15 protein-coding genes and 1 riboswitch are annotated in these 19,998 nt (G+C 73.0%); of the genes, 9 read left to right on the plus strand and 6 right to left on the minus strand.

The annotated features are described in order from the left end of the window. Window positions 1-616: 616 nt before the first annotated feature. Window positions 617-2,245, plus strand: a complete 1,629-nt coding sequence (locus FHX40_RS24740) for a peptide ABC transporter substrate-binding protein (RefSeq protein WP_142262394.1) — start codon at window positions 617-619, stop codon at window positions 2,243-2,245. Between the two features lie 73 nt (window positions 2,246-2,318). Here FHX40_RS24740 and FHX40_RS24745 read toward each other — a convergent pair whose 3' ends face one another. Further along, window positions 2,319-3,116 (minus strand): SAM hydrolase/SAM-dependent halogenase family protein, encoded by a 798-nt coding sequence (locus tag FHX40_RS24745; protein WP_142262395.1) that lies wholly within the window; start codon window positions 3,114-3,116, stop codon window positions 2,319-2,321. Window positions 3,117-3,424: 308 nt separating this feature from the next. On the opposite strand from FHX40_RS24745, the gene FHX40_RS24750 reads away from it, so the two are divergent. Together FHX40_RS24750 and otsB are read left to right on the plus strand one after the other, a co-directional pair. Then, window positions 3,425-3,772, plus strand: coding sequence for a DUF3263 domain-containing protein (locus FHX40_RS24750; protein ID WP_142262396.1), 348 nt, complete (start codon window positions 3,425-3,427; stop codon window positions 3,770-3,772). A 61-nt stretch (window positions 3,773-3,833) separates the two neighbouring features. Next, window positions 3,834-4,670 (plus strand): trehalose-phosphatase, encoded by an 837-nt coding sequence (otsB, locus tag FHX40_RS24755; protein ID WP_229788773.1) that lies wholly within the window; start codon window positions 3,834-3,836, stop codon window positions 4,668-4,670. Between the two features lie 27 nt (window positions 4,671-4,697). Here the strand turns inward: otsB and FHX40_RS24760 are convergent, their stop codons facing one another. Beyond that, window positions 4,698-6,122 (minus strand): alpha,alpha-trehalose-phosphate synthase (UDP-forming), encoded by a 1,425-nt coding sequence (locus tag FHX40_RS24760; protein WP_142262412.1) that lies wholly within the window; start codon window positions 6,120-6,122, stop codon window positions 4,698-4,700. Between the two features lie 141 nt (window positions 6,123-6,263). Between FHX40_RS24760 and FHX40_RS24765 the strand changes: the two genes are divergently transcribed. The 5 genes from FHX40_RS24765 (at window position 6,264) to groL (ending at window position 11,487) form a co-directional block, all read left to right on the plus strand. Then, window positions 6,264-6,815, plus strand: coding sequence for an RNA polymerase sigma factor (locus FHX40_RS24765; RefSeq protein ID WP_142262413.1), 552 nt, complete (start codon window positions 6,264-6,266; stop codon window positions 6,813-6,815). Window positions 6,816-7,110: 295 nt separating this feature from the next. Continuing rightward, a riboswitch (SAM riboswitch) is annotated at window positions 7,111-7,250 on the plus strand. A gap of 16 nt (window positions 7,251-7,266) precedes the next feature. Further along, window positions 7,267-8,586 (plus strand): threonine synthase, encoded by a 1,320-nt coding sequence (gene thrC, locus FHX40_RS24770; RefSeq protein WP_142262397.1) that lies wholly within the window; start codon window positions 7,267-7,269, stop codon window positions 8,584-8,586. 13 nt (window positions 8,587-8,599) lie between these two features. Next, on the plus strand, window positions 8,600-8,875 hold the full coding sequence (locus FHX40_RS24775) for a MoaD/ThiS family protein (protein ID WP_142262398.1): 276 nt from the start codon (window positions 8,600-8,602) through the stop codon (window positions 8,873-8,875). 433 nt (window positions 8,876-9,308) lie between these two features. Beyond that, window positions 9,309-9,509, plus strand: a complete 201-nt coding sequence (locus FHX40_RS24780) for a cold-shock protein (RefSeq protein WP_142262399.1) — start codon at window positions 9,309-9,311, stop codon at window positions 9,507-9,509. Window positions 9,510-9,864: 355 nt separating this feature from the next. Further along, window positions 9,865-11,487 (plus strand): chaperonin GroEL, encoded by a 1,623-nt coding sequence (gene groL, locus FHX40_RS24785; protein ID WP_142262400.1) that lies wholly within the window; start codon window positions 9,865-9,867, stop codon window positions 11,485-11,487. 128 nt (window positions 11,488-11,615) lie between these two features. On the opposite strand, the gene FHX40_RS24790 is transcribed toward groL, so the two are convergent. Continuing rightward, a complete protein-coding gene (locus FHX40_RS24790) occupies window positions 11,616-13,646 on the minus strand; it encodes a HelD family protein (protein WP_142262401.1) in 2,031 nt (676 codons plus the stop codon). A gap of 506 nt (window positions 13,647-14,152) precedes the next feature. Between FHX40_RS24790 and FHX40_RS24800 the strand changes: the two genes are divergently transcribed. Beyond that, entirely contained in the window at window positions 14,153-14,608 is a 456-nt protein-coding gene (locus FHX40_RS24800) for a hypothetical protein (protein WP_170198993.1), read from the plus strand. A gap of 177 nt (window positions 14,609-14,785) precedes the next feature. Here FHX40_RS24800 and FHX40_RS24805 read toward each other — a convergent pair whose 3' ends face one another. The 3 genes from FHX40_RS24805 to FHX40_RS24815 form a co-directional block, all read right to left on the minus strand. Beyond that, window positions 14,786-16,432, minus strand: coding sequence for a DNA repair helicase XPB (locus tag FHX40_RS24805; RefSeq protein WP_142262404.1), 1,647 nt, complete (start codon window positions 16,430-16,432; stop codon window positions 14,786-14,788). Between the two features lie 219 nt (window positions 16,433-16,651). Further along, a complete protein-coding gene (locus tag FHX40_RS26140) occupies window positions 16,652-17,263 on the minus strand; it encodes an MgtC/SapB family protein (protein WP_211350513.1) in 612 nt (203 codons plus the stop codon). A gap of 47 nt (window positions 17,264-17,310) precedes the next feature. Next, complete coding sequence (locus tag FHX40_RS24815) at window positions 17,311-19,710, minus strand: helicase C-terminal domain-containing protein (protein ID WP_142262405.1); 2,400 nt, start codon at window positions 19,708-19,710, stop codon at window positions 17,311-17,313. Between the last annotated feature and the right edge of the window lie 288 nt (window positions 19,711-19,998).

The raw sequence follows: 19,998 nt of genomic DNA on the forward strand, positions 1-19,998 counted from the left end.
TATGGCTGGTAGGGACGCCCCCGATGGTGATCCGTTGCGCTCCTGTAGGGAGACTGATACGACGGCCACCTTCGTCGGGCACTGGACGACTGGGACAAAGGTAGCCCACCTCCGGGCGGGCTGCGGATCTCGCCGGGGTCAGGTCGACGAGCCCGATGGTCGCTTTCGTAGCCTCATGTCGCGTGTGGAGTCAGGTGACCGGTTATTTAAAAGTTGGGTAACAGCGCAGATCATATTCCTATGCGTGTGACGTCCGGCAGACGTCCACGTGACCGAACTGCAATGATCCGGATACAAGCTGGTGGGCGCGGGGGCACCTGACCCCGTCGACCAGCGAGGTGTAATCGATGTCACGTTCGTTCGCCGTACCGGAGGGCGTTCCCCTGGCCTGCCCGCGGCCGTCCTCCGGTACGAGCCCGCACGGCCGGGGCGCCTCCCGGCCGCGCACCGGCGACCCCGCCCGTCCGCCCCGGCCCCGCCCGAGCGGGCCGCGGCCGACGCCGGCGGGCCGTACGGCGAGCGCGTGGCGGGCCGTGCCCGGGCGCCCGGGGGAGACGGGAGCGGTGGACGACCGGCGCCGGGGCGCCGTCCGGGCGAGCGGGAGGGGCCGCCCGCGATGCGCGTGATCAGCGGTGCCCGCATCCTCTCCGGCGCGGTGATGTTCGCGCTGCTGGTCTCCTGCGGCGGGGGCGGCGCGGGGTCCACGCCCGGCTCCACCCCGGACCTCACGGTGCGCATGCGCATCGGCGAGCCGCAGAACCTCCTGATCCCCGGCAACACCAAGGAGACCGAGGGTGACGAGGTGCTGGCCGCCCTCTTCACCCCGCTCGTCGGCTACGACGAGGACAAACGGCCGGTGGAGAAGGCCGCCGAGTCGATCACCTCGTCCGACAACCGGGTCTGGCGGATCACCCTGAAGCCCGGGTTCACCTGGCACAACGGCGAGCCCGTGGTGGCGCAGAACTACGTCGACGCCTGGAACTACGTCGCCAACCAGGAGCACGCCCAGGCCGGCAACCACTTCTTCTCCCGCATCCTGGGCTACTCCGCGCTCAACCCGGGCCGCGGCGAGCGGCCGGTCACCGACCGGCTGCGCGGCCTGCGGGTGATCGACGACCGCACCTTCGAGGTCACCCTCGCCGAGCCGTTCTCCCAGTTCAAGGCGATGCTCGGGTACACCGCCTTCTACCCGCTGCCGAAGGCCGCGTTCGGCCCGGACGGCAAGATCACGCCCGAGTACGGCCGGCAGCCGATCGGCCAGGGCCTGTTCAAGATGGACCGGCCGTACCGCAAGGGCGTCGACGAGACCATCGACCTGTCGGTGCACGAGGGCCACCCCGGGCCCAAGCCGAAGTTCCGCCGGCTGCAGTTCCGGGTGTACCAGAGCCTGGAGAAGGCCTACGAGGACCTGCTGGAGGGCAGGATCGACATCATGGACCAGCTGCCGGTCTCGGTGCTCGGCAGCGCGCGGGCGCGGCTCGGCGAGCGGTTCATCGACCTGCCGGACGCCGGGATCGGCTACATCGGCACCCCGCTCAAGTACAACAAGGTCTACAGCGACCCGCGGGTCCGCAAGGCGATCTCGATGGCGATCGACCGCAAGTCGATCGCCGAGGAGGTGTTCTACGGCAGCCGGGTGCCCGCCGACGACTTCATCAACCCGGCGATCGAGGGCTACCGGCAGGGCGTGTGCGGCGAGCCGTGCACCTACGACCCGGCCAAGGCCCGGCAGCTCTACCACGAGGCGAACGGGCCGAAGAAGATCGAGCTCGGCTACAACAGCGACGGCGGCCACCGCGAGTGGGTGGAGGCGGTCGGCGAGGACCTGCGGCGCAACCTCTCGGTCGAGGTCACGGTCAGGGCCTTCCCCAAGTTCGGCACGATCCTCGACCAGCTCGACGCGAACAAGTACGGCGGGCTGTTCCGCATGGGCTGGGTGATCGACTACCCGTCGGCGGAGAACTACCTCACCCCGGTGTTCTCCACCGCCGCGATCGCCCACGGCCAGAACTTCGGCGGCTACTCGAACAAGCGGTTCGACGAGCTGATCAAGAAGGGGGACGCGGCGCGCACCCCCGAGGAGGGCCTGAAGTACTACCAGATGGCCGACGACATTCTCATCCAGGACATGCCGTACATCCCGGTGTACTTCTACCGGCTCAACGCGGCCTACTCCCACCGGGTGAAGAACGTGCAGATCAACCTGCGCAACCACGTCGACTGGCTGTCGGTGGAGCCCGCCTGACGGCGCGGGTCCGGCCCGGCCGGCGGGCCGGCCGCGCCTCCGGCCGGCCCGCGCGGCACGCGGGCGGGGCGGCCTAGCCGGCGTGGACCGCGGGCGAGAGCCGTACGTGGGCGCCGGGCGGCAGGCCGAGCCGCTCGGCCGCGTCCCCGGAGTTCACCGCGAGCGCGACCAGCCCGGCCGAGTCGGCGAACGCGACCACGTCGCCGGGCGGCACCGCGGCGAACGTCTCCCGGTACGGCACGGACAGCTGGCGGCGGCCGAGCTGCACCGCGAGCGTGTCGCCGTTGCGCACGCCGAGCGCGGCCAGGTCGTCGGCCTTGATCGACAGCTGCACGTTCCCGTAGTGGTCGACGGAGAGCACCTCGCCCTCGACCGCGCCGTCCCGCACCCGCGAGGTCGGCTCGGGCAGCACGACGAGCCGGTCCACCGGCAGCTCGGGGCCGACGTCGGTCAGCGGGCGCCCCCGGGCCAGGTGCGCGGCGACCGGGGCGAAGATGTCCCGGCCGTGGAAGGTCCGGGAGACCGGGGTGAGGAACAGCTCCTCGTTGGTGAGCTCGTACGCCGCATCCGCGCCGCCCACCGCGTGCACGGCCCACGACAGCAGCCCGTTGTCCGGCCCGACGAACACGCGCCCGCCCGCGCGCACCGCCACCGCGCGCCGTGCCGTACCGACGGCGGGGTCGACGACCGCGACGTGGATGCCTTCGGGGAGGTACGGCACGGTCTGGGCGAGCACCGCCGCGCCGCGCCGGACGTCCCCGGCCGGGATCATGTGGCAGACGTCGATGATGCGGCTCTCCGGCGCGATCTTGATGATCACCCCGTGGCACGCCGCCACGAAACCGTCTTCCAGCCCGTAGTCAGTGAGCATCGTGATAACAGAGGTCACAGCTCGCGACACTACGGCGTGATCCACGCGGTGAACAGCTTTTGTCCGCGGCTTGTCGGCGGCCGGTCGCCCGGGCGGCGGCCGCCCTCCGGCACACGCTTTCCGATCTGCGACGGAATCCGGAAACGTCCGTGTCGCCGCCTATGCTGAACGCGTCAGGTGTTTTGCCACCGTTTGTCGGCCGGCGGGTCCGGGACGTGGATCCCATTACCATTGCCTGGGGCCGCCCGCACACGGTGTGATCACCACCGTGGCGTGACCATCGTGCGCCTCACCCCGAGGAGGAGAGCATGGACACCGCACCGGCCGGCGGTGACAGGGCCGCCGCCGACCCGGGCCCGCGGACGCCGCCCACGCCCGCCGGGCGCGAGCTCTCCGACCGCGAGCGGCGCATCCTCACCTTCGAACGCCAGTGGTTCCGCTACGCGGGCGCGAAGGAACGGGCGATCAAGGAAACGTTCGACATCTCCGCCACCCGCTACTACCAGATCCTCGCCGAGCTGATCGACCGGCCCGAGGCGATGGCCTACGACCCCATGCTGGTCAAACGCCTGCGCCGGCTGCGCGCCGCCCGGCAGCGGGAGCGCGCCGCCCGCCGCCTCGGCGCCGCCCCCGACGGCGACCGCACCTGGAAATGATCCGGGAAACCGGTTAGACAGGGGATCGGCCGCAGCGACCCGGGATCCGGGGGTGAGGGAGATGGGCGCGGACATGGAACGGTTCGGCGTGCGCACCGCGACCGGCAGGGCGGCGCTCGAGGCGCTGCTCGCCGACCCCGCGGGCGCGGTGATCGCCTCGGACTTCGACGGCACGCTCTCGCCGATCGTGGCCGACCCGGCCGCGGCGTACATCCACCCCGACGCCCCGGCGGTGCTCGCCGGGCTCGCCCGCACGGTCGCGGGCGTGGTGATCGTCACCGGCCGTCCCGCCGCGCAGGCGATCGAGCTGGGCCGCCCGCCGGGTGGCGAGGTGGGGCTCGCCGACGTGCCGGGGCTCGTGGTGCTCGGCCAGTACGGCGTGGAGCGCTGGGAGGACGGCCAGGTCACCGCGCCGCCCCCGCCGCCCGGCCTCGACCGGGTGCGGGCCGCGCTGCCCGGGCTCGCCGCGGGCTTCCCGGGCGCGCGCATCGAGGACAAGGGCCGGGCGCTCGCCCTGCACACCCGCGGCTGCGCCGACCCGCAGGGGGCGCTGCAGGCGCTCGCCGACCCGGTGGCGAAGCTCGCCGCGGAGACCGGCCTGCACGTGGAGCCCGGCCGCATGGTGCTCGAGCTGCGCCCGCCGGGCATGGACAAGGGCGTGGCGCTGTCGGCGTTCCTCGCCGAGCGCGGCGCCCGCTCGGTGCTGTTCGCCGGTGACGACCTCGGCGACCTCGCCGCGTTCGACGCGGTGCACCGCGGCCCGGTCCCGGGCGTGGCGGTGTGCAGCGGCTCGGCCGAGGTGACCGCGCTGCGCGACAAGGCCGACATCGTGGTCGACGGCCCGGCCGGGGTCGTCGGCCTGCTGCGCGCCCTCGCCGCCGCCCTGGCCGCCCGCTGACGCGCCGCCGTACGGCACGGCCCTCCGTCAGGCGAGCGCGGCGAGCTGCTCGGCGAGCCACTGCCGGGGCGGCAGCGCGGTGGCGGCCGCGGCGAGCCGGCGGCCGCGCTTGAGCCGCTCGTCCTCGGGCATGGCGAGCGCCTCGTGCAGCGCCGCGGCCGTGCCGGACACGTCGTACGGGTTGACCATGATCGCGTCCGGGCCGAGCTCGGCGGCGGCGCCCGCCTCGCGGGAGAGCACGAGCACGCACCGCGGCGACAGGATCGGCCCCTCCTTGGCCACCAGGTTCATGCCGTCCCGGATCGGGTTGACGAGCAGCACGTCGGCGAGCCGGTACGCGGCGAGCGACCGCGGATAGTCGTCGTGCACGTCGAGGATGATCGGCTCCCAGTCCTCGGTGGCGTACTCGTCCTCGATCTGCTTGGCGCAGCGCATCACCGCCGCGGTGTACTCGCGGTACTCGGGCAGGTCGTGCCGCGAGGGGTAGGCGAACGCCAGGTGCACCACCCGGCCGTGCCACTCCGGGTGGTCGTGCAGGAACTCCCGGTAGGCGAGCAGGCCGCGCACGATGTTCTTCGACGGCTCGGTCCGGTCGACGCGCACGATCAGCCGCCGGTCCCCGACCGCCTCCCGGATCGCGTGCAGCCGCGCCTCGACGTCCGGCTCGCCCGCCCGGGCGAGCAGCGCGCCGCCGTCCACCCCGAGCGGGTGCACGCCGATGCGCGTGGTGCGGCCCTCGTGGCGGACCGTGCGCGCCACCCGGTCCACGTCCGCGCCGAGCACCGCCTCGCAGCAGTCCATGAACGCGTTCGCCCAGCGCGCGGTGAGGAAGCCCGCGTGGTCCGCGCCGAGGATGCCGGCGAGCACCTCGCACGCCACGTCGTCGGGGAGCAGGGTGAAATATTCAGGCGGCGCCCACGGGGTGTGGGAGAAGTGCGCCACCCGCAGGTCGGGCCGCAGGGCGCGGAGCATCGCCGGGGTGAGCGTGAGGTGGTAGTCCTGCACCAGCACGCGCGCGCCGTGCGCGGCCTCCTCGGCGAGCGCCGCGGCGAACATCGCGTTGTAGTCCTGGTACGACTCCCACTCGCGGCGGAACCGCGCCCCGAACGACGGGGTGTTCGGGGTGTCGTAGAGCAGGTGGTGGACGAACCACAGCGTGGAGTTCGCCACGTCGTTGTAGGCGCGGTGGAACGTGGCCGGGGGGATGTCGAGCATGCGCAGCGGCCCGGTCGGATGCCCGGCGAGGTCGAGCCGCCCGCCCGGGGCCGCCCGCGCCGCGCCGCGGTCCCCGTCGGTGAGCGCGGCGCAGATCCACAGCGGCGGGTCGTCGTCCCCGAGCTGGGAGAGCCCGGAGACCAGGCCGCCGCCGCCGCGCCGCATGGTGAGCCCGCCGTCCGCGGACGGGGTGAACGAAACCGGCCCCCGGTTGGAGGCGACCAGGACCGTGTGCATCGTCCTGTGCATCGTCCGCTCCACTCGCTCGTGCCCCTCGCCGGCGGCTCCCCAAGCAAGCAGGCTAACCAAAGACGACCCGCGCCAATAGGATGACGGCGCGACGAGGCGCGCGATCACACGCCGATGGGAGTCTGCGAGATGGCGCTGGACGAGACGACCGAACACCTTGCCCGGGCGGCCGCGCGAGGGGATCAGCGTTCGCTCGGCGAACTGCTCGCCCGCATCGAGCCGGACGTGCTCCGGCACTGTCAGCGGCTGCTGCCGTACCCGCAGGACGCGGAGGAGGCGAGCCAGGACGCGCTGCTCGCGGTGGCCCGCAACATCGGGCGCTTCGAGGGCCGGGCGAAGTTCAGCACCTGGCTGCACATCGTGACCGCGAACTGCGCCCGCACCACCTACCGCAGCCTCAAGCGCCGGGCCTCCGAGCAGGCCGGGGAGCTGCCCGAGCAGCGGCCGGACCCGCACCGGGTGAGCGTGATCGCGGGCTCCCGGCTCGACCTGCTCGACGCGATGGAGGCGCTCGAGGCCGACAAGCCCGAACTCGCCCAGGCGCTGGTGTTACGGGACATCTGCCAGCTCGACTACGCCGAGGTCGCCGACCAGCTCGGCATCCCGCTCGGCACCGCCAAGTCCCGCATCCACCAGGCCCGCAAGTACGTGCAGTCCATGCTCGGCGAGGCGTACGGCTGAGCCGCCCGCGCGCCGGGCCGCGCCGCGGCCGGGCACGCCCGCGGCCGGTCACACTGTGTAATCGACCCCGGCGGGCGCACGGCGGCGCATCTCGACACGTGAGACACCCCATCGGCGCGGCGAGACCCCGTTGTACAGTCTTTATCGAGACCGGTGTGGTCTGGGCCGCACAGTGTGGTGTTGTCCGGTTGATTGCTGGTTTCCCCCGATCGTGGGCGGCAGGTGACGCCGATCACCGAGGGTGACCGCCCTGATCGATTCGCTCCGCGGAGGTCTCCGCGGGTACAACTGAAGACGCTCATCCAGAGGGGTGGAGGGACCGGCCCGATGAAGCCCCGGCAACCCTCCCGGTGCACTTCTCGCGAATCGCGAGGCCGCCCGGGACAGGTGCCAATTCCGGCCCACGGCCAAGGTGGTCGTGGGTGAAGATGAGGAGAAAGGCCTCGCTTTCATGGCGCTTGCAAGCACGGAATCCGTCAGCACGTCCACGTCCACGTCCTACGACTTCGGCCCGGCCGTCGGCCTCTCCTGTCGCGAATGCGGAGCCCTGTACGATCTGGGGCCCAATTTCGCGTGTATCGAGTGTTTCGGGCCACTCGAGGTGGCCTACCCCTGGAGCACCGGCCGCGAGCTCGCCGCCGACCAGGTCGGGGAGGCGCTGCGGGCGAGGATCGAGAGCGGGCCGGGCAGCATCTGGCGGTACGCCCCGCTGCTGCCGGTGCCGGCCGACGTGGCGACCAAGCCCAACCTCGCGCCGGGCTGGACGAAGCTGGTGAAGGCCGACAACCTCGCCAAGGAACTCGGGCTGCGCAGCCTGCACGTGAAGGACGACTCGGGCAACCCGACGCACTCCTTCAAGGACCGGGTCGTGGCGATCGCGCTCGAGGCGGCCCGCACCTTCGGGTTCCACACCCTGTCGTGCTCCTCGACCGGCAACCTCGCCGGCGCCGTCACCGCGGCCGCCGCGCGCGCCGGGCTCGACGCCTGCGTGTTCATCCCGGCGGGCCTGGAGGAGGCCAAGATCGTGATGGCCTCCGTGTACGGCAAGCGGCTGGTGGCGATCGAGGGCACCTACGACGACGTCAACCGGTTCTGCTCGGAGCTGATCGGCGACCCGATCGGCGAGAAGTGGGGGTTCGTCAACGTCAACCTGCGCCCCTACTACGCCGAGGGCTCCAAGACGCTCGCCTACGAGATCGCCGAGCAGCTCGGCTGGCGGCTGCCGGACAACGTGGTGATCCCGGTGGCCTCCGGCTCCCAGCTCACCAAGATCGACAAGGGCTTCCAGGAGCTGATCAAGCTGGGGCTCGTCGAGGAGAAGCCCTACAGGATCTTCGGCGCCCAGGCCGCGGGCTGCGCCCCGGTCTCGGCCGCGTTCAAGGCCGGCCACGACGTGGTCCGGCCGGTGCGGCCGGACACGATCGCCAAGTCGCTGGCGATCGGCAACCCGGCCGACGGGCCGTACGTGCTCGACATCGCCCGCCGTACCGGGGGCGCGGTCGAGGACGTGACCGACGAGGAGATCGTCGACGCCGTGCACCTGCTCGCCCGCACCGAGGGCATCTTCGCCGAGACCGCGGGCGGGGTCACCGTGGGCGTGCTGCGCAAGCTCGTCGCGGACGGCCGGATCGATCCCGACGCGGAGACGGTGGTGCTCAACACCGGGGACGGCCTCAAGACGCTCGACGCGGTGTCGGCCGGCGCCCGGCCCACCGCCACGATCCGCCCGTCGCTCGACGCGTACCGCGCCGCCTTCCCGGACAATTCCTGAAAGGTTTGCAATTATGGCTGTCTCAGTGCGGATTCCGACGATTCTCCGTACCTACACGCAGGGTGCCGCCGAGGTCACGGGCGAGGGCGCCACGCTTCGCGAGGTGCTGCAGAAGCTCGACGCGGACTACCCGGGGATCGGCGCCCGAATTCTGGATGACCAGGGCAGGATTCGCCGTTTTGTCAACGTCTATGTGGGCGAGGAGGACGTGCGTTTCGCCGACGGCCTCGACACCGCGACGCCCGACGGATCGTTGATCTCGATTATCCCGGCCGTGGCCGGCGGCTGACGCCCGGCGACGGCGTCGGTACGGCACGCGTCGTGGCGATACCTCGGTGTCGCCGGCGATACCGGCGCGTGCGAAACCGCACCGACGCCGGACCGGGCCGGTGAGGGATGACGCCCGCGTGCGGACGCCGCAACGCGGGCGTCTCGGCTTTTGTTCGCCCACGGCGTACGCTCGCTATCGCCGCCGAAGTTTGCGAAACGGGATACAAAATACGAATTCGCGGAGAGTTTCCGGTGTGCCGGGTGCAAATCGGTACGCCGGGCGGGAACGCCAAGCGTGAGTTTTGCGGTTGACTCTGTTGCCCCACGGCATGCCACAGGTATCGTCGAATGCGATCGACGCGTTCGGGAGGTTTCCCCGGCTTCCCGGATCGTCGGTCATGGGCCTCGCGGTGAAATGGGCGAGGTTCTGGCCCAGCAAGAGGAGTCGGAAAGTGGCGCAGGGCACCGTCAAGTGGTTCAACGCGGAGAAGGGCTACGGCTTCATCGCGGTAGACGGTGGTAAGGATGTTTTCGTCCATTACTCCGCGATCCTGATGGACGGGTACAAGTCGCTCGAGCAGGGGCAGCGGGTCGAGTTCGAGATCACGCAGGGCCAGAAGGGTCCGCAGGCCGAATCGGTGCGGCCGTTCTGACGCGAACTCACGACACGGCAAGGGCTCGGTCCCGCGGCGGCGACCGAGCCCTTTTGGGTCCCTCCGCAGGTGCGTCACAGGGCGTCGCGTCAAGGTGCGGGCAAAGGTGCTTGAGAGCCCTTTTGAGCGGCCTTTCGGGCACATATCTCCAGGTCGCAGGGCTTGCGCTTGCACTCGCGGGGGTAGAGTGCTAGACAGTTCGTTGGCACTCTCCTGTCGAGAGTGACAACCGGATCGAGGCGATGGGGCCTTGCCGAACCGCGCGAGTGGGGTCGCGGCCGAGGCAGGACCATGCCGTCGCGGGCGTCGGCTCGATCCGCTGCAAGCCACCCTCTGTCTGGGAGGTCTCAGCCTTATGGCAGCCAAGATGATCGCGTTTGACGAGGACGCCCGGCGCGGTCTCGAGCGCGGTATGAACCAGCTCGCCGACGCCGTGAAGGTGACGCTCGGCCCGAAGGGCCGCAACGTCGTGCTGGAGAAGAAGTGGGGTGCCCCCACGATCACCAACGACGGCGTGTCGATCGCCAAGGAGATCGAGCTCGAGGACCCCTGGGAGAAGATCGGCGCCGAGCTGGTGAAGGAGGTCGCCAAGAAGACGGACGACGTCGCGGGCGACGGCACCACCACCGCCACCGTGCTCGCCCAGGCCCTGGTACGCGAGGGTCTGCGGAACGTTGCCGCCGGTGCGAACCCGATGGCGCTGAAGCGCGGCATCGAGGCCGCCGTTGAGCGCGTGAGCGAAGAGCTTTCCAAGATCGCCAAGGACGTCGAGACCAAGGAGCAGATCGCCTCCACGGCCTCCATCTCCGCCGGCGACACCCAGATCGGCGAGATGATCGCCGAGGCGATGGACAAGGTCGGCAAGGAAGGCGTCATCACCGTCGAGGAGAGCAACACCTTCGGCCTCGAGCTCGAGCTCACCGAGGGTATGCGCTTCGACAAGGGTCTGATCTCGATGTACTTCGTGACGGACCCCGAGCGCATGGAGGCGGTCCTTGAGGACCCCTACGTCCTCGTGGTGAACGGCAAGATCTCGGCGAACAAGGACCTGCTGCCGCTGCTCGACAAGGTCGTGCAGGCCGGCAAGCCGCTGCTGATCATCGCCGAGGACGTCGAGGGCGAGGCCCTCGCCACCCTGGTCGTCAACAAGATCCGCGGCCTGTTCAAGTCCGTCGCGGTCAAGGCCCCGGGCTTCGGCGACCGCCGCAAGGCCATGCTCGGCGACATCGCCACCCTCACCGGTGGCCAGGTCATCAGCGAGGAGCTGGGTCTCAAGCTCGAGAACACCACCCTCGACATGCTCGGCCGCGCCCGCAAGGTCGTCGTCACCAAGGACGAGACCACGATCGTCGACGGTGCCGGTGACCCGCAGGAGATCGCGGGCCGCGTGAACCAGATCCGCGCCGAGATCGAGAAGACCGACTCCGACTACGACCGCGAGAAGCTGCAGGAGCGGCTCGCCAAGCTCGCCGGTGGCGTCGCCGTCATCAAGGCCGGTGCGGCCACCGAGGTCGAGCTCAAGGAGCGCAAGCACCGCATCGAGGACGCCGTCCGCAACGCGAAGGCGGCCGTCGAGGAGGGCATCGTCCCGGGTGGTGGCGTCGCCCTGCTCCAGGCCGGTGCCAAGGCCTTCGACAAGCTGGAGCTCTCCGGCGACGAGGCCACCGGTGCCCAGATCGTCAAGAAGGCCCTTGAGGAGCCGCTGAAGCAGATCGCCATCAACGCCGGCCTCGAGGGCGGCGTCGTGGTGGAGAAGGTCCGCAGCCTGCCGGCGGGCCAGGGCCTCAACGCCGCGACCGGCGAGTACGTCGACATGTTCGAGGCGGGCATCATCGACCCGGCCAAGGTGACCCGGTCGGCGCTGCAGAACGCCGCCTCGATCGCGGCCCTCTTCCTCACCACCGAGGCCGTCATCGCCGAGAAGCCGGAGAAGGAGAAGGCCGCGGCCACCCCGGGTGGCGGCGACATGGACTTCTGAGTCCCTTCCATCTCCCGATCAGCACCCATCGGGCAAAGGGGGCGGTCCGCACGGGCCGCCCCTTTCCTGTTGCCCGGGACGGCCCTCGGCGGGCCCGGGGGGTACGGCACGCCGCGGCGGCCTGCGGGCTAGACCGCGAGCGGCGCGGGCAGCGGGCGGGTGTGCAGCACGGTGAGCGAGGTGACCGCCCGGGTGAGCACGACGTAGAGCCGGGTGAGGCCGCGCGGCTCGGCCTCGGCGATCTCGGCGGGCTCGACCACGATCACGTGGTCGTACTCCAGACCCTTGGCGAGCGTGGCGGGCACGACCACGACCCGGCCGTCGGCGCCGCCGTCCGGGCCGAGCGGCGCGTACGGCACGCCGTCGAGCGCCGCGCACACGGCGGGCACGGCCGCGTCGGCGGCGATGACGCCGATCGAGCCCTCGCGGGCGAGCGCGGCCCGCACCGCGTCCGGCAGCGCCTCGGCGAGCATGGCGGCCGGCCGTACCGTGAGCGATCCGGCGCCGGGGCGCAGCGAGCGCGGCGCGGCGAGGCCGGGGGCGATCGCGGGGAGCAGGCGGGCGGCGAAGTCGAGCACCTCCCGGGGCACCCGGAAGCCCACGACCAGCTCGGTGACCTCGCCGCCGGCGACGCCGAGGTGGCCGAGCACCTCCTGCCAGGACCGGGCCGACCAGGGCGTGGTGCCCTGCGCGAGGTCGCCGAGCACGGTCGCCGACCCGGCGCGGCACCGCCGCCCGATGGCGCGCAGCTGCATCGGCGAGAGGTCCTGGGCCTCGTCCACCACGATGTGGGCGAGCGACGGGGTGCGCTCGATGAGGTCGGCGAGCTCGTCGAGCAGCGCCGCGTCCGCGGCCGTCCACCGGGCGGACCGCGCCGACCGGTACGGCCTGCGCCACAGCAGCCGCTCCCGCTCGGCCGCGGTGAGGTCGTTCCGTGCCGCGGCGGCGAGGAAGTCCGGGTCGGAGTAGAGGCGGAACAGCACCTGCTGCGGGGTGAGCCTCGGCCAGATGCGGTCGAGCAGCCGCCTGACCGGCTGGGACCGGGCGACCGCGTCCTGCACCCGGTCGTCGGGGGCCTCGCCGCGGCGCTCCATGCGGACGAGCACCTCGTGGGCGAGCCGCTGGGCCAGGGCGGCGCGGCCGGGGCCGTACCGGCCGGTGCCGCGCAGCGAGGCGACGATCTCGCTCACCTCGTAATCGGCGACCCGGTAGCGGCTCGCGCCCTTGGTGTAGACGAGCCCCTCCTCCGGTTTGGTGACGTGCGCCCACAGCGCGCGGCGGAGCACCGCGGCCATGCGCGCGTCGCCCTTGATCGCCGCGGTCTCCGGGTCCTCGTCGGCGACGTTCCCGGTGGCGCCGAGCAGGTCGGCCACGGTGGTCTGCTCCACGGTGACCTCGCCGAGCGCGGGCAGCACCGCGGAGATATAGCCGAGGAAGGCCCGGTTCGGGCCGACGATCAGCACCCCGTCGCGCTGCAGCCGCTCGCGGTGGGTGAACAGCAGGTAGGCGGCGCGGTGCAGGCCGACCGCGGTCTTCCCGGTGCCGGGCGCGCCCTGCACGCAGACGGTGCGGCCGAGGTCGCGGCGGACGATCTCGTCCTGGTCGGGCTGGATGGTGGCGACGATGTCGCGCATCGGGCCGGTGCGGGGCCGCTCGATCTCCTCGGTGAGGATGCGCGAGGTGCCGAGGGGCTCGCCGCGGTCGAGGTGCTCGTCCTCGTACGCGGTGAGTTCCCCGCCGCGGTGGCCGAACCGGCGGCGCAGCCGTACCCCCATCGGGTCGGCGGGCCCGGCCTGGTAGAACGCCCGGGAGACCGGCGCCCGCCAGTCGATCACGAGCGGGCGGCCGGAGCCGTCGTGCACGTGCCGCCGGCCGACGTGGATCGTGTGCGGCAGGTCGTCGTCGGCCGATCGGTCGAGGCGGCCGAAGAACAGCGGGGTGTCCGGGAGGTCGGCGAGGGCGGCGATGCGCTGGTCGAGGGCGTGCCGCAGGATCTCCTGGGACACCCAGTCGCCCGCGGCGTCGGGGGAGAGGGACTCGGCGTGTTCGCGCATGGCGCGCAGCGCCGCCCGGGCGGCGGCGAGGTGGGCGCGTTCGGCGGCGAGTACGTCGTCGCCGGACTCCTCGGCTATGTCAGGCGCGAGCCGGTGCGCGGGCATGGGAAGGCCTCCAGGTTCTCGTCGGACGGTCGTCGGTGCGTGCCTGCGGGCACGCGACAGGGCGCGTGCGCGGGCACGCCGCGGACGTGCGCGGGCACGCGGGTGATCACGTGCGTGTCGCGGCCGTACGGCGGCCGCGCGCCAGGAGGTCGGTGGTACGGCGAGGCCCGGATCTCCACCGGGCAGGCGACCCCAGGCCGGACCACGGGGCCGGACGATCCGGCCGGAAGAACAGGGTCCGGCGAACCGAGTGGTGCAGCGGGCACCGGCCAGAGGGCCGGGGCGGGTTCCGCCGGTCGTACGCGCGCGGCGGGCACCCGGCCGTGGCGGACGGGCCAGGCAGTCTACCCCCGGTGATCCGCGCGCTCAACACGGTTCACGGCCGGGCGGGCCGGTGGGCCGCCGGGCGGACCGGGGTTCCCGTGCCGCGGATCGGCGGATGACGGCGCCGGGACATCGTTGTTGCGTTGATTCCATGTGAGTGGAATCAGCGGTATTTTCGGCCTGTGACACCGATCTTTGGCACACCGGACGGGCGCGCCGACGACCTGCCGGAGACGATGCTCGAGGCCCGGGCCGAGGGCATGTCCGGCACGGCCGGCGGCGGGCGCGGCGTGCCGGGGGGCGGGGGCGTGTGGGTGTCACCGGTCATCCCCACCGTGGCGAACCTGCTGCTCGCCGCGCTGTGGGGGCTCTCGGTGTTCGCCGGATGGGGGCTTGAGGCGTTCTGCTCGGCGGAGGAGGAGTCCGAGGCGTGCCGGGAGCGTCTCGGGTCCGTGCCGTTCGGGTCCGCCGTCTTCGCGGTGACCGCGGCGCTGTGCACCGCCGGTGCCTGGCTCGGTCCGGTCGCGCGCCGCGACCCGAGCCGGTTCGCGATGCTGATGACGGCGGCCCTGATCTGCTGGCTCGTCGCCGAGGGCGTGCTGTTCGTCGGGGGCGTGCTCGATCAGCACGCTGGATGATCCGCTTCGCCGGAAGGCGGACGTCGTCCGTGATTCGCCTGAATGATCCGGGTATGTCGGCAAACGGGCAACTAGGGGGTCATGACAGCGAGGGGGGTGACGAGGTTGGTGACGGTTCGCGGCATCTCGTGGAGCTGATCCTCCCGAGGTGAACGGGAGGGGGCGACGTGCCCGCGGTCAGTCACCCGCGAGCACGTCGTCCGCATCGACGATCCGGTAGGCGTACCCCTGCTCGGCGAGGAACCGCTGCCGGTGCGCCGCGTACTCCTGGTCCTTGGTGTCCCGGCTCACCACCGCGTAGAACCGCGCCCCGCCGCCGTCCGGCTTGGGCCGCAGCACCCGGCCGAGCCGCTGCGCCTCCTCCTGGCGCGACCCGAACGTCCCCGACACCTGGATGGCGACCGTCGCCTCGGGCAGGTCGATCGAGAAGTTCGCCACCTTCGACACCACGAGCACGGGAATCTCCCCCTCGCGGAACGCCTGGAAGAGCCGCTCCCGCTCGCGCACCGGCGTCTCACCCTTGATCACCGGCGCGCCGAGGTGCCGCCCCAGCTCGTCGAGCTGGTCGATGTACTGCCCGATCACCAGCACCCGCTCGCCCGCGTGCCGCCGTACCAGGGCCTCGGCGACCCGCGTCTTCGACGGCGTGGTGGCGCAGAACCGGTACTGGTCGTCCGGCTCGGCCATGGCGTAGGCGAGCCGCTCCTCGTCGGAGAGGGTGACCCGCACCTCGACGCAGTCGGCCGGGGCGATCCAGCCCTGGTTCTCCATCTCCTTCCACGGCGCGTCGTACCGCTTCGGCCCGATCAGGGAGAACACGTCCCCCTCCCGGCCGTCCTCGCGCACCAGCGTCGCGGTGAGCCCGAGCCGCCGCCGCGCCTGCAGGTCGGCGGTGCGGCGGAAGATCGGGGCGGGCAGCAGGTGCACCTCGTCGTAGATGATCAGCCCCCAGTCGCGGGCGTCGAACAGCTCCAGGTGCCGGTAGACGCCCTGCCGCCTGGTGGTCATCACCTGGTAGGTGGCGATCGTGACCGGCCGGATCTCCTTACGGGTGCCGGTGTACTCGCCGATCTCGTCCGCGGTGAGCGAGGTACGGCGCAGCAGCTCCTGCTTCCACTGGTGCGCGGATACAGTATTCGTCACCAGGATCAGCGTGGTCGCCTGGGCGCGCGCCATCGCCGCCGCGCCGACGATCGTCTTGCCCGCGCCGCACGGCAGCACGACCACGCCCGACCCGCCGTCCCAGAACGCGTCCGCGGCCTCGCGCTGGTAGTCGCGCAGCCGCCAGCCGTCCTCCACCAGGGCGATCGGGTGGTGCTCGCCGTCGACGTATCCGGCCAGGTCCTCGGCGGGCCAGCCGAGCTTGAGCAGCGCCTGCTTGAGCGTGCCCCGCTCGGACGGGTGCACCGCGACCGTGTCGTCGTCGAGCCGCTGCCCGAGCAGCGGCTTCACGCTCCTGGCGCGCAGCACCTCCTCGAGCACGGCCCGGTCGGTGGTGGTGAGCACCAGGCCGTACGACGGGTGCTTCTCCAGCCGTAGCCGGCCGTACCGGGACATCGTCTCGGCGACGTCCACCAGCAGCGCGTGCGGCACCGGGTAGCGGCTGTAGCTGAGCAGCGCGTCGACCACCTGCTCGGCGTCGTGCCCGGCGGCGCGGGCGTTCCACAGCGCGAGCGGGGTCACCCGGTAGGTGTGCACGTGTTCGGGGGCGCGCTCCAGCTCGGCGAACGGCGCGATCGCCCGGCGGCACTCGTCGGCCTTGGGGTGGCCGACCTCCAGCAGCAGGGTCTTGTCCGACTGCACGATCAGCGGGCCATCGTTCACGGGGCGCTCCCGAATCCTGTCGCGACCATGGCGGGCCGGCGGCGCATGCCCGACGGCCCGCCCGGGGTTCCGGTGCCCGCCGAGGCCACGTCCGCGTCGTGCCCGCCGGGGGTGCAGGTCCGGTACGGCTCGCGCCGACGGCACCGTCTTCTATCCAACACGACCGGCGGGCGTTTCCGTCCCCACCTGCGCGAACGGCCGACCGGCCCGGCGGCCCGGTCAGGCCCCGGTGATCGCGAGCGAGATGCCGAAGACGAACAGCGCGGCGATCAGGCCGACGTTGATGCCGACCGCGACCCACGCCCACCTGAGCAGGCCGCGCGCGGTCTCCGGCTGGGTGTCCACCTTGCTGAGCGCGATGCCGGAGAGGATCGCGCCCGCGATGCCGCCGAGCGAGACGTAGCAGCTCAGCGCGAGCACGATGGTGATGACGAGCGCGATGATCGCGTGGGTGCGCAGGCCGTCGTTGCGCGGCGGGGGCGGGTACGGCTGGCCGTACCCGGGCGCGCCGTAGGCCTGCTGGTCGACGCCGTACGCCGCCTGGTCGTAGGCGTTCTGCCACCCCGGGGCCGCCTGCCCCGGCTGCGCGTACCCGGGGTCGGCGTACCCGGGCTGCGCGTAACCCTCCTGGCCGTAGCCGGGCTGTCCGTAGCCCTGGTCGTACCCCGGCTGCGCGTAGCCCTGGTCGTACCCGGGCTGCGCGTAACCCTGGTCATAGCCCGGCTGCCCGTAGCCCGGCTGGTCGTATCCGGATCCCTGCGGGTAGGGGTTCGGCCCGGGGCTCTGCCATTCCCGCGGATCCGATCCCGGCTGATATCCGCCGTGGCTCACGTCTGCTCTCGCTTCACTGGCCGGTACCGATACGGCAACACATACCATCATTCATCGTTTTCCGCCGACATGGCGGATACGCCGGTGATCCGGTGCACGGCGAACCGGTGGACCGCGGCGCGGGTCCGGTCGTACGCGGTGAGCTGCCCGCCCTCGAGCCGCGCGGGCTCGACGATCCGGCTCGTGGCGCGCCCCTGCGAGTCGAGGTACCCGATCCACACCCGCGACCCGCGCCGGATCGCCTCCTGCAGTACGGCGAGCGTGGTCGCCACCGGCGAGCGCGGCGGCTCGCCCTCGGGCGCCTCGCCGTGGCGGAGCGCCGCCGACCGCGCCTCGTCCCCGGCCCGCATCGCCCGCACCACGGCCTCGGCCACGTGCGGCTCCGGCACGGCGGCCGGCGGCGCCGTGCGCGGCGCGGCCCCCGGCTCGGCCCGGCGCGCGTCCGCCCGCGACACGAGCACCGCGCCTTCGGCCGACTCGGCGACCGGCGCGTACCCCATCGCCCGCAGCGAGTCCACCAGGGCGGCCCGCGCGGTCCGCGAGATGATCACGGTGGGGGCGATGCGCCGCAGCCGCAGCGGCGCCGCCCGCCGGTCGGCCATCACCTCGTCGAGCACCGCCGGGTCGTCGCACCGCACGTACGCGCTCGCGGTCCCCACCCGGATGCGGCCGTGCCGCCGGGCCACGTCGGCCACCAGGTAGCGCAGCGGCTGCGGCACCGGGGTGGCCGAGTGCCGTTCCAGCAGGGCGAGCAGCTCGTCCGCGCCCTGCCCGGCGTCCAGCGCCCGCCGGATCGACGTCTCGGTGAACCGGTACACGGTGGCCCCGCCCTTCGACTCCACGTCGGCGGCGAGCGCGAGCCACCGGCCCAGCTCGGTGGTGAGCGGGCCGGGCGCGACCGCGGTGAGGTCGCCCTGGAGCAGCACGTGGTCGACCGGCTCGGGCAGCAGCGGGGCGAGCGCCGCGGCCGCCCGCTCCGGGCCGTCGGCGAGCAGCGCCCGGCCGTGCCCGGAGAGCGCGCCGAGGCCGGTGACGCCGAGCCGTTCCGCCTCGCGCAGGGCGAACTCGGCGAACCGGTCCCGGTACGGCCCGCGCCGCCGCGGCCGTTCCCAGTCGAGCCGGGCGAGCACCGCGTCCCGGCCTGCGGCGAGGCCGGGTTCGGCGGCGGCGAGCACGGCGAGCACGGCCGTGCGCACCTCGGCGGCGGCCGGGCGCCGCAGGTCGGGGTGGAGCGCGTTGAGCGGCCGGTCCCGGTCGTCGCGGTCGCCGACGAGGCCGGGGGCGCGCTCGGTGGCGAGCCACGCCGCGGCGAGCAGCGCCCAGCGGTCCGCCTGCGGCTTGATCCGCCAGAGGTCGTACGCCGGGGTGGGCAGCCACTCGCCCTCGACCGACCCGCCGGAGCCGATCAGCCCGGCCGCGTAGGCGACCTCCACCACGAACGCGGCGTCCGGCTCGGGCAGGTCGAGCAGGCCCGCGGTGCGCCGCAGGTCCCGCACCGCGAGGCCGCCGGAGCGCAGCACGCCGGGCGGGTCCACGCCCCAGTGCTCACACAGCTCCTCCACGTGCCGGGTGAGGGTGAACGCCTGCCCGGCGGCGGTGCGGTCGACGAGCGCGGGGTCGCGCCGCCGGCCGTCGAGCGCGGCGGGCCGGTGCCGCAGCTCGCGGTGCACCCGGCCGCCGCGCAGGGCGAGCGCCACCTCGCGCGGCAGGGTCACGGTGTCCGCGCCGGTGGCGGCGAGCAGTCCGTGGGCGAGCAGCTCGTCCATGGGGCTGCGGGCGGTCGCCGCCCGCACCTCGCGGCGCGCGTTCGGCACCTGGCCGGTGGCGGGCCCCCAGGTGAGCGCCTCCAGCGCCGCCCGGGCCCGCGGGGAGACCGCGGCCACCACGCGCTCCACCACCGCGGGGTCGGCGAGCAGCGCGGCGAGGCGCTCGCGGGCCGTGCCGCGGGCCTCCTCGTCGGCAGCAGGGGCGTAGGGGCGCAGGTCGTCGAGGATGCCGGCCAGATGCTCGGGCGGGTGGTGCCGGAACGCCTCGGCGGCGGGTGGGCCGAGCCCGGCGGGCGGCTCGAGCGCCTTGTCCACCCCGGGCGCGAGGCGCAGCTCGTCGTCCGGCCCGTAGACGAGGGCGAGCGTGCGCAGCCGGTCCACGGTCCGCCGCAGCGCATCGTCGAACCCCGCGTCGTCCGGGGCGAGCGCGCGGCCGACCGTCTCCGCCAGGCGCGGGTACTCGGCCGTCCCGCCCAGCACCAGCAGCGTCTCGAGCACGGCGAGCGCGAACCGGTCGAGCCGGTCGAGCGCGCGGCCGATCGCGGACGGCGTCGCCGCCCGCGCGGCGAGCGCCTCCAGGTGCGCGGGCACCGGGGTGATCAGCTCGGGGCGCGTGGTGACCAGGGCCCGCAGCTCCTCGTCGGTACGGCCACGCAGCCAGGCGGCGAACTCCCCGGTCATCCCCTCAATCGTAGGGACGCGCACCGACGGCCGCCCCGCCGCGAAACCGCGGAAGCACGCGCGGTGACGTTTCGCTGCGGTGGCCGGGACCGGGACCGCCGGCCGTTCCCGGACGGAAACCGCGAAAGGCGGGACAGCGGAAAAGCCGTGCAAACACCCCGGCGGGTCACGGCCGGAACGGGAACCGGCCGTCTTTCCGCCCGGCGTCGGGGAAGCACACCGGGGAGCACGACGGAGAGCGCTGCGGCGAGGCGCGCCGTCGCCGTGCCGCTCGCCGTACCCGGGGTT

It is taken from the genome of Thermopolyspora flexuosa (assembly GCF_006716785.1).
Classification (GTDB): domain Bacteria; phylum Actinomycetota; class Actinomycetes; order Streptosporangiales; family Streptosporangiaceae; genus Thermopolyspora; species Thermopolyspora flexuosa.

Excerpts from the sequence above, each read along its gene's own strand:
- FHX40_RS24740 (WP_142262394.1), top strand. The coding sequence starts at position 617 with ATGCGCGTGATCAGCGGTGCCCGCATCCTCTCCGGCGCGGTGATGTTC.
- FHX40_RS24745 (WP_142262395.1), bottom strand. The coding sequence starts at position 3,116 with ATGCTCACTGACTACGGGCTGGAAGACGGTTTCGTGGCGGCGTGCCAC.
- FHX40_RS24750 (WP_142262396.1), top strand. The coding sequence starts at position 3,425 with ATGGACACCGCACCGGCCGGCGGTGACAGGGCCGCCGCCGACCCGGGC.
- otsB (WP_229788773.1), top strand. The coding sequence starts at position 3,834 with ATGGGCGCGGACATGGAACGGTTCGGCGTGCGCACCGCGACCGGCAGG.
- FHX40_RS24760 (WP_142262412.1), bottom strand. The coding sequence starts at position 6,122 with ATGCACACGGTCCTGGTCGCCTCCAACCGGGGGCCGGTTTCGTTCACC.
- FHX40_RS24765 (WP_142262413.1), top strand. The coding sequence starts at position 6,264 with ATGGCGCTGGACGAGACGACCGAACACCTTGCCCGGGCGGCCGCGCGA.
- thrC (WP_142262397.1), top strand. The coding sequence starts at position 7,267 with ATGGCGCTTGCAAGCACGGAATCCGTCAGCACGTCCACGTCCACGTCC.
- FHX40_RS24775 (WP_142262398.1), top strand. The coding sequence starts at position 8,600 with ATGGCTGTCTCAGTGCGGATTCCGACGATTCTCCGTACCTACACGCAG.
- groL (WP_142262400.1), top strand. The coding sequence starts at position 9,865 with ATGGCAGCCAAGATGATCGCGTTTGACGAGGACGCCCGGCGCGGTCTC.
- FHX40_RS24790 (WP_142262401.1), bottom strand. The coding sequence starts at position 13,646 with ATGCCCGCGCACCGGCTCGCGCCTGACATAGCCGAGGAGTCCGGCGAC.
- FHX40_RS24815 (WP_142262405.1), bottom strand. The coding sequence starts at position 19,710 with ATGACCGGGGAGTTCGCCGCCTGGCTGCGTGGCCGTACCGACGAGGAG.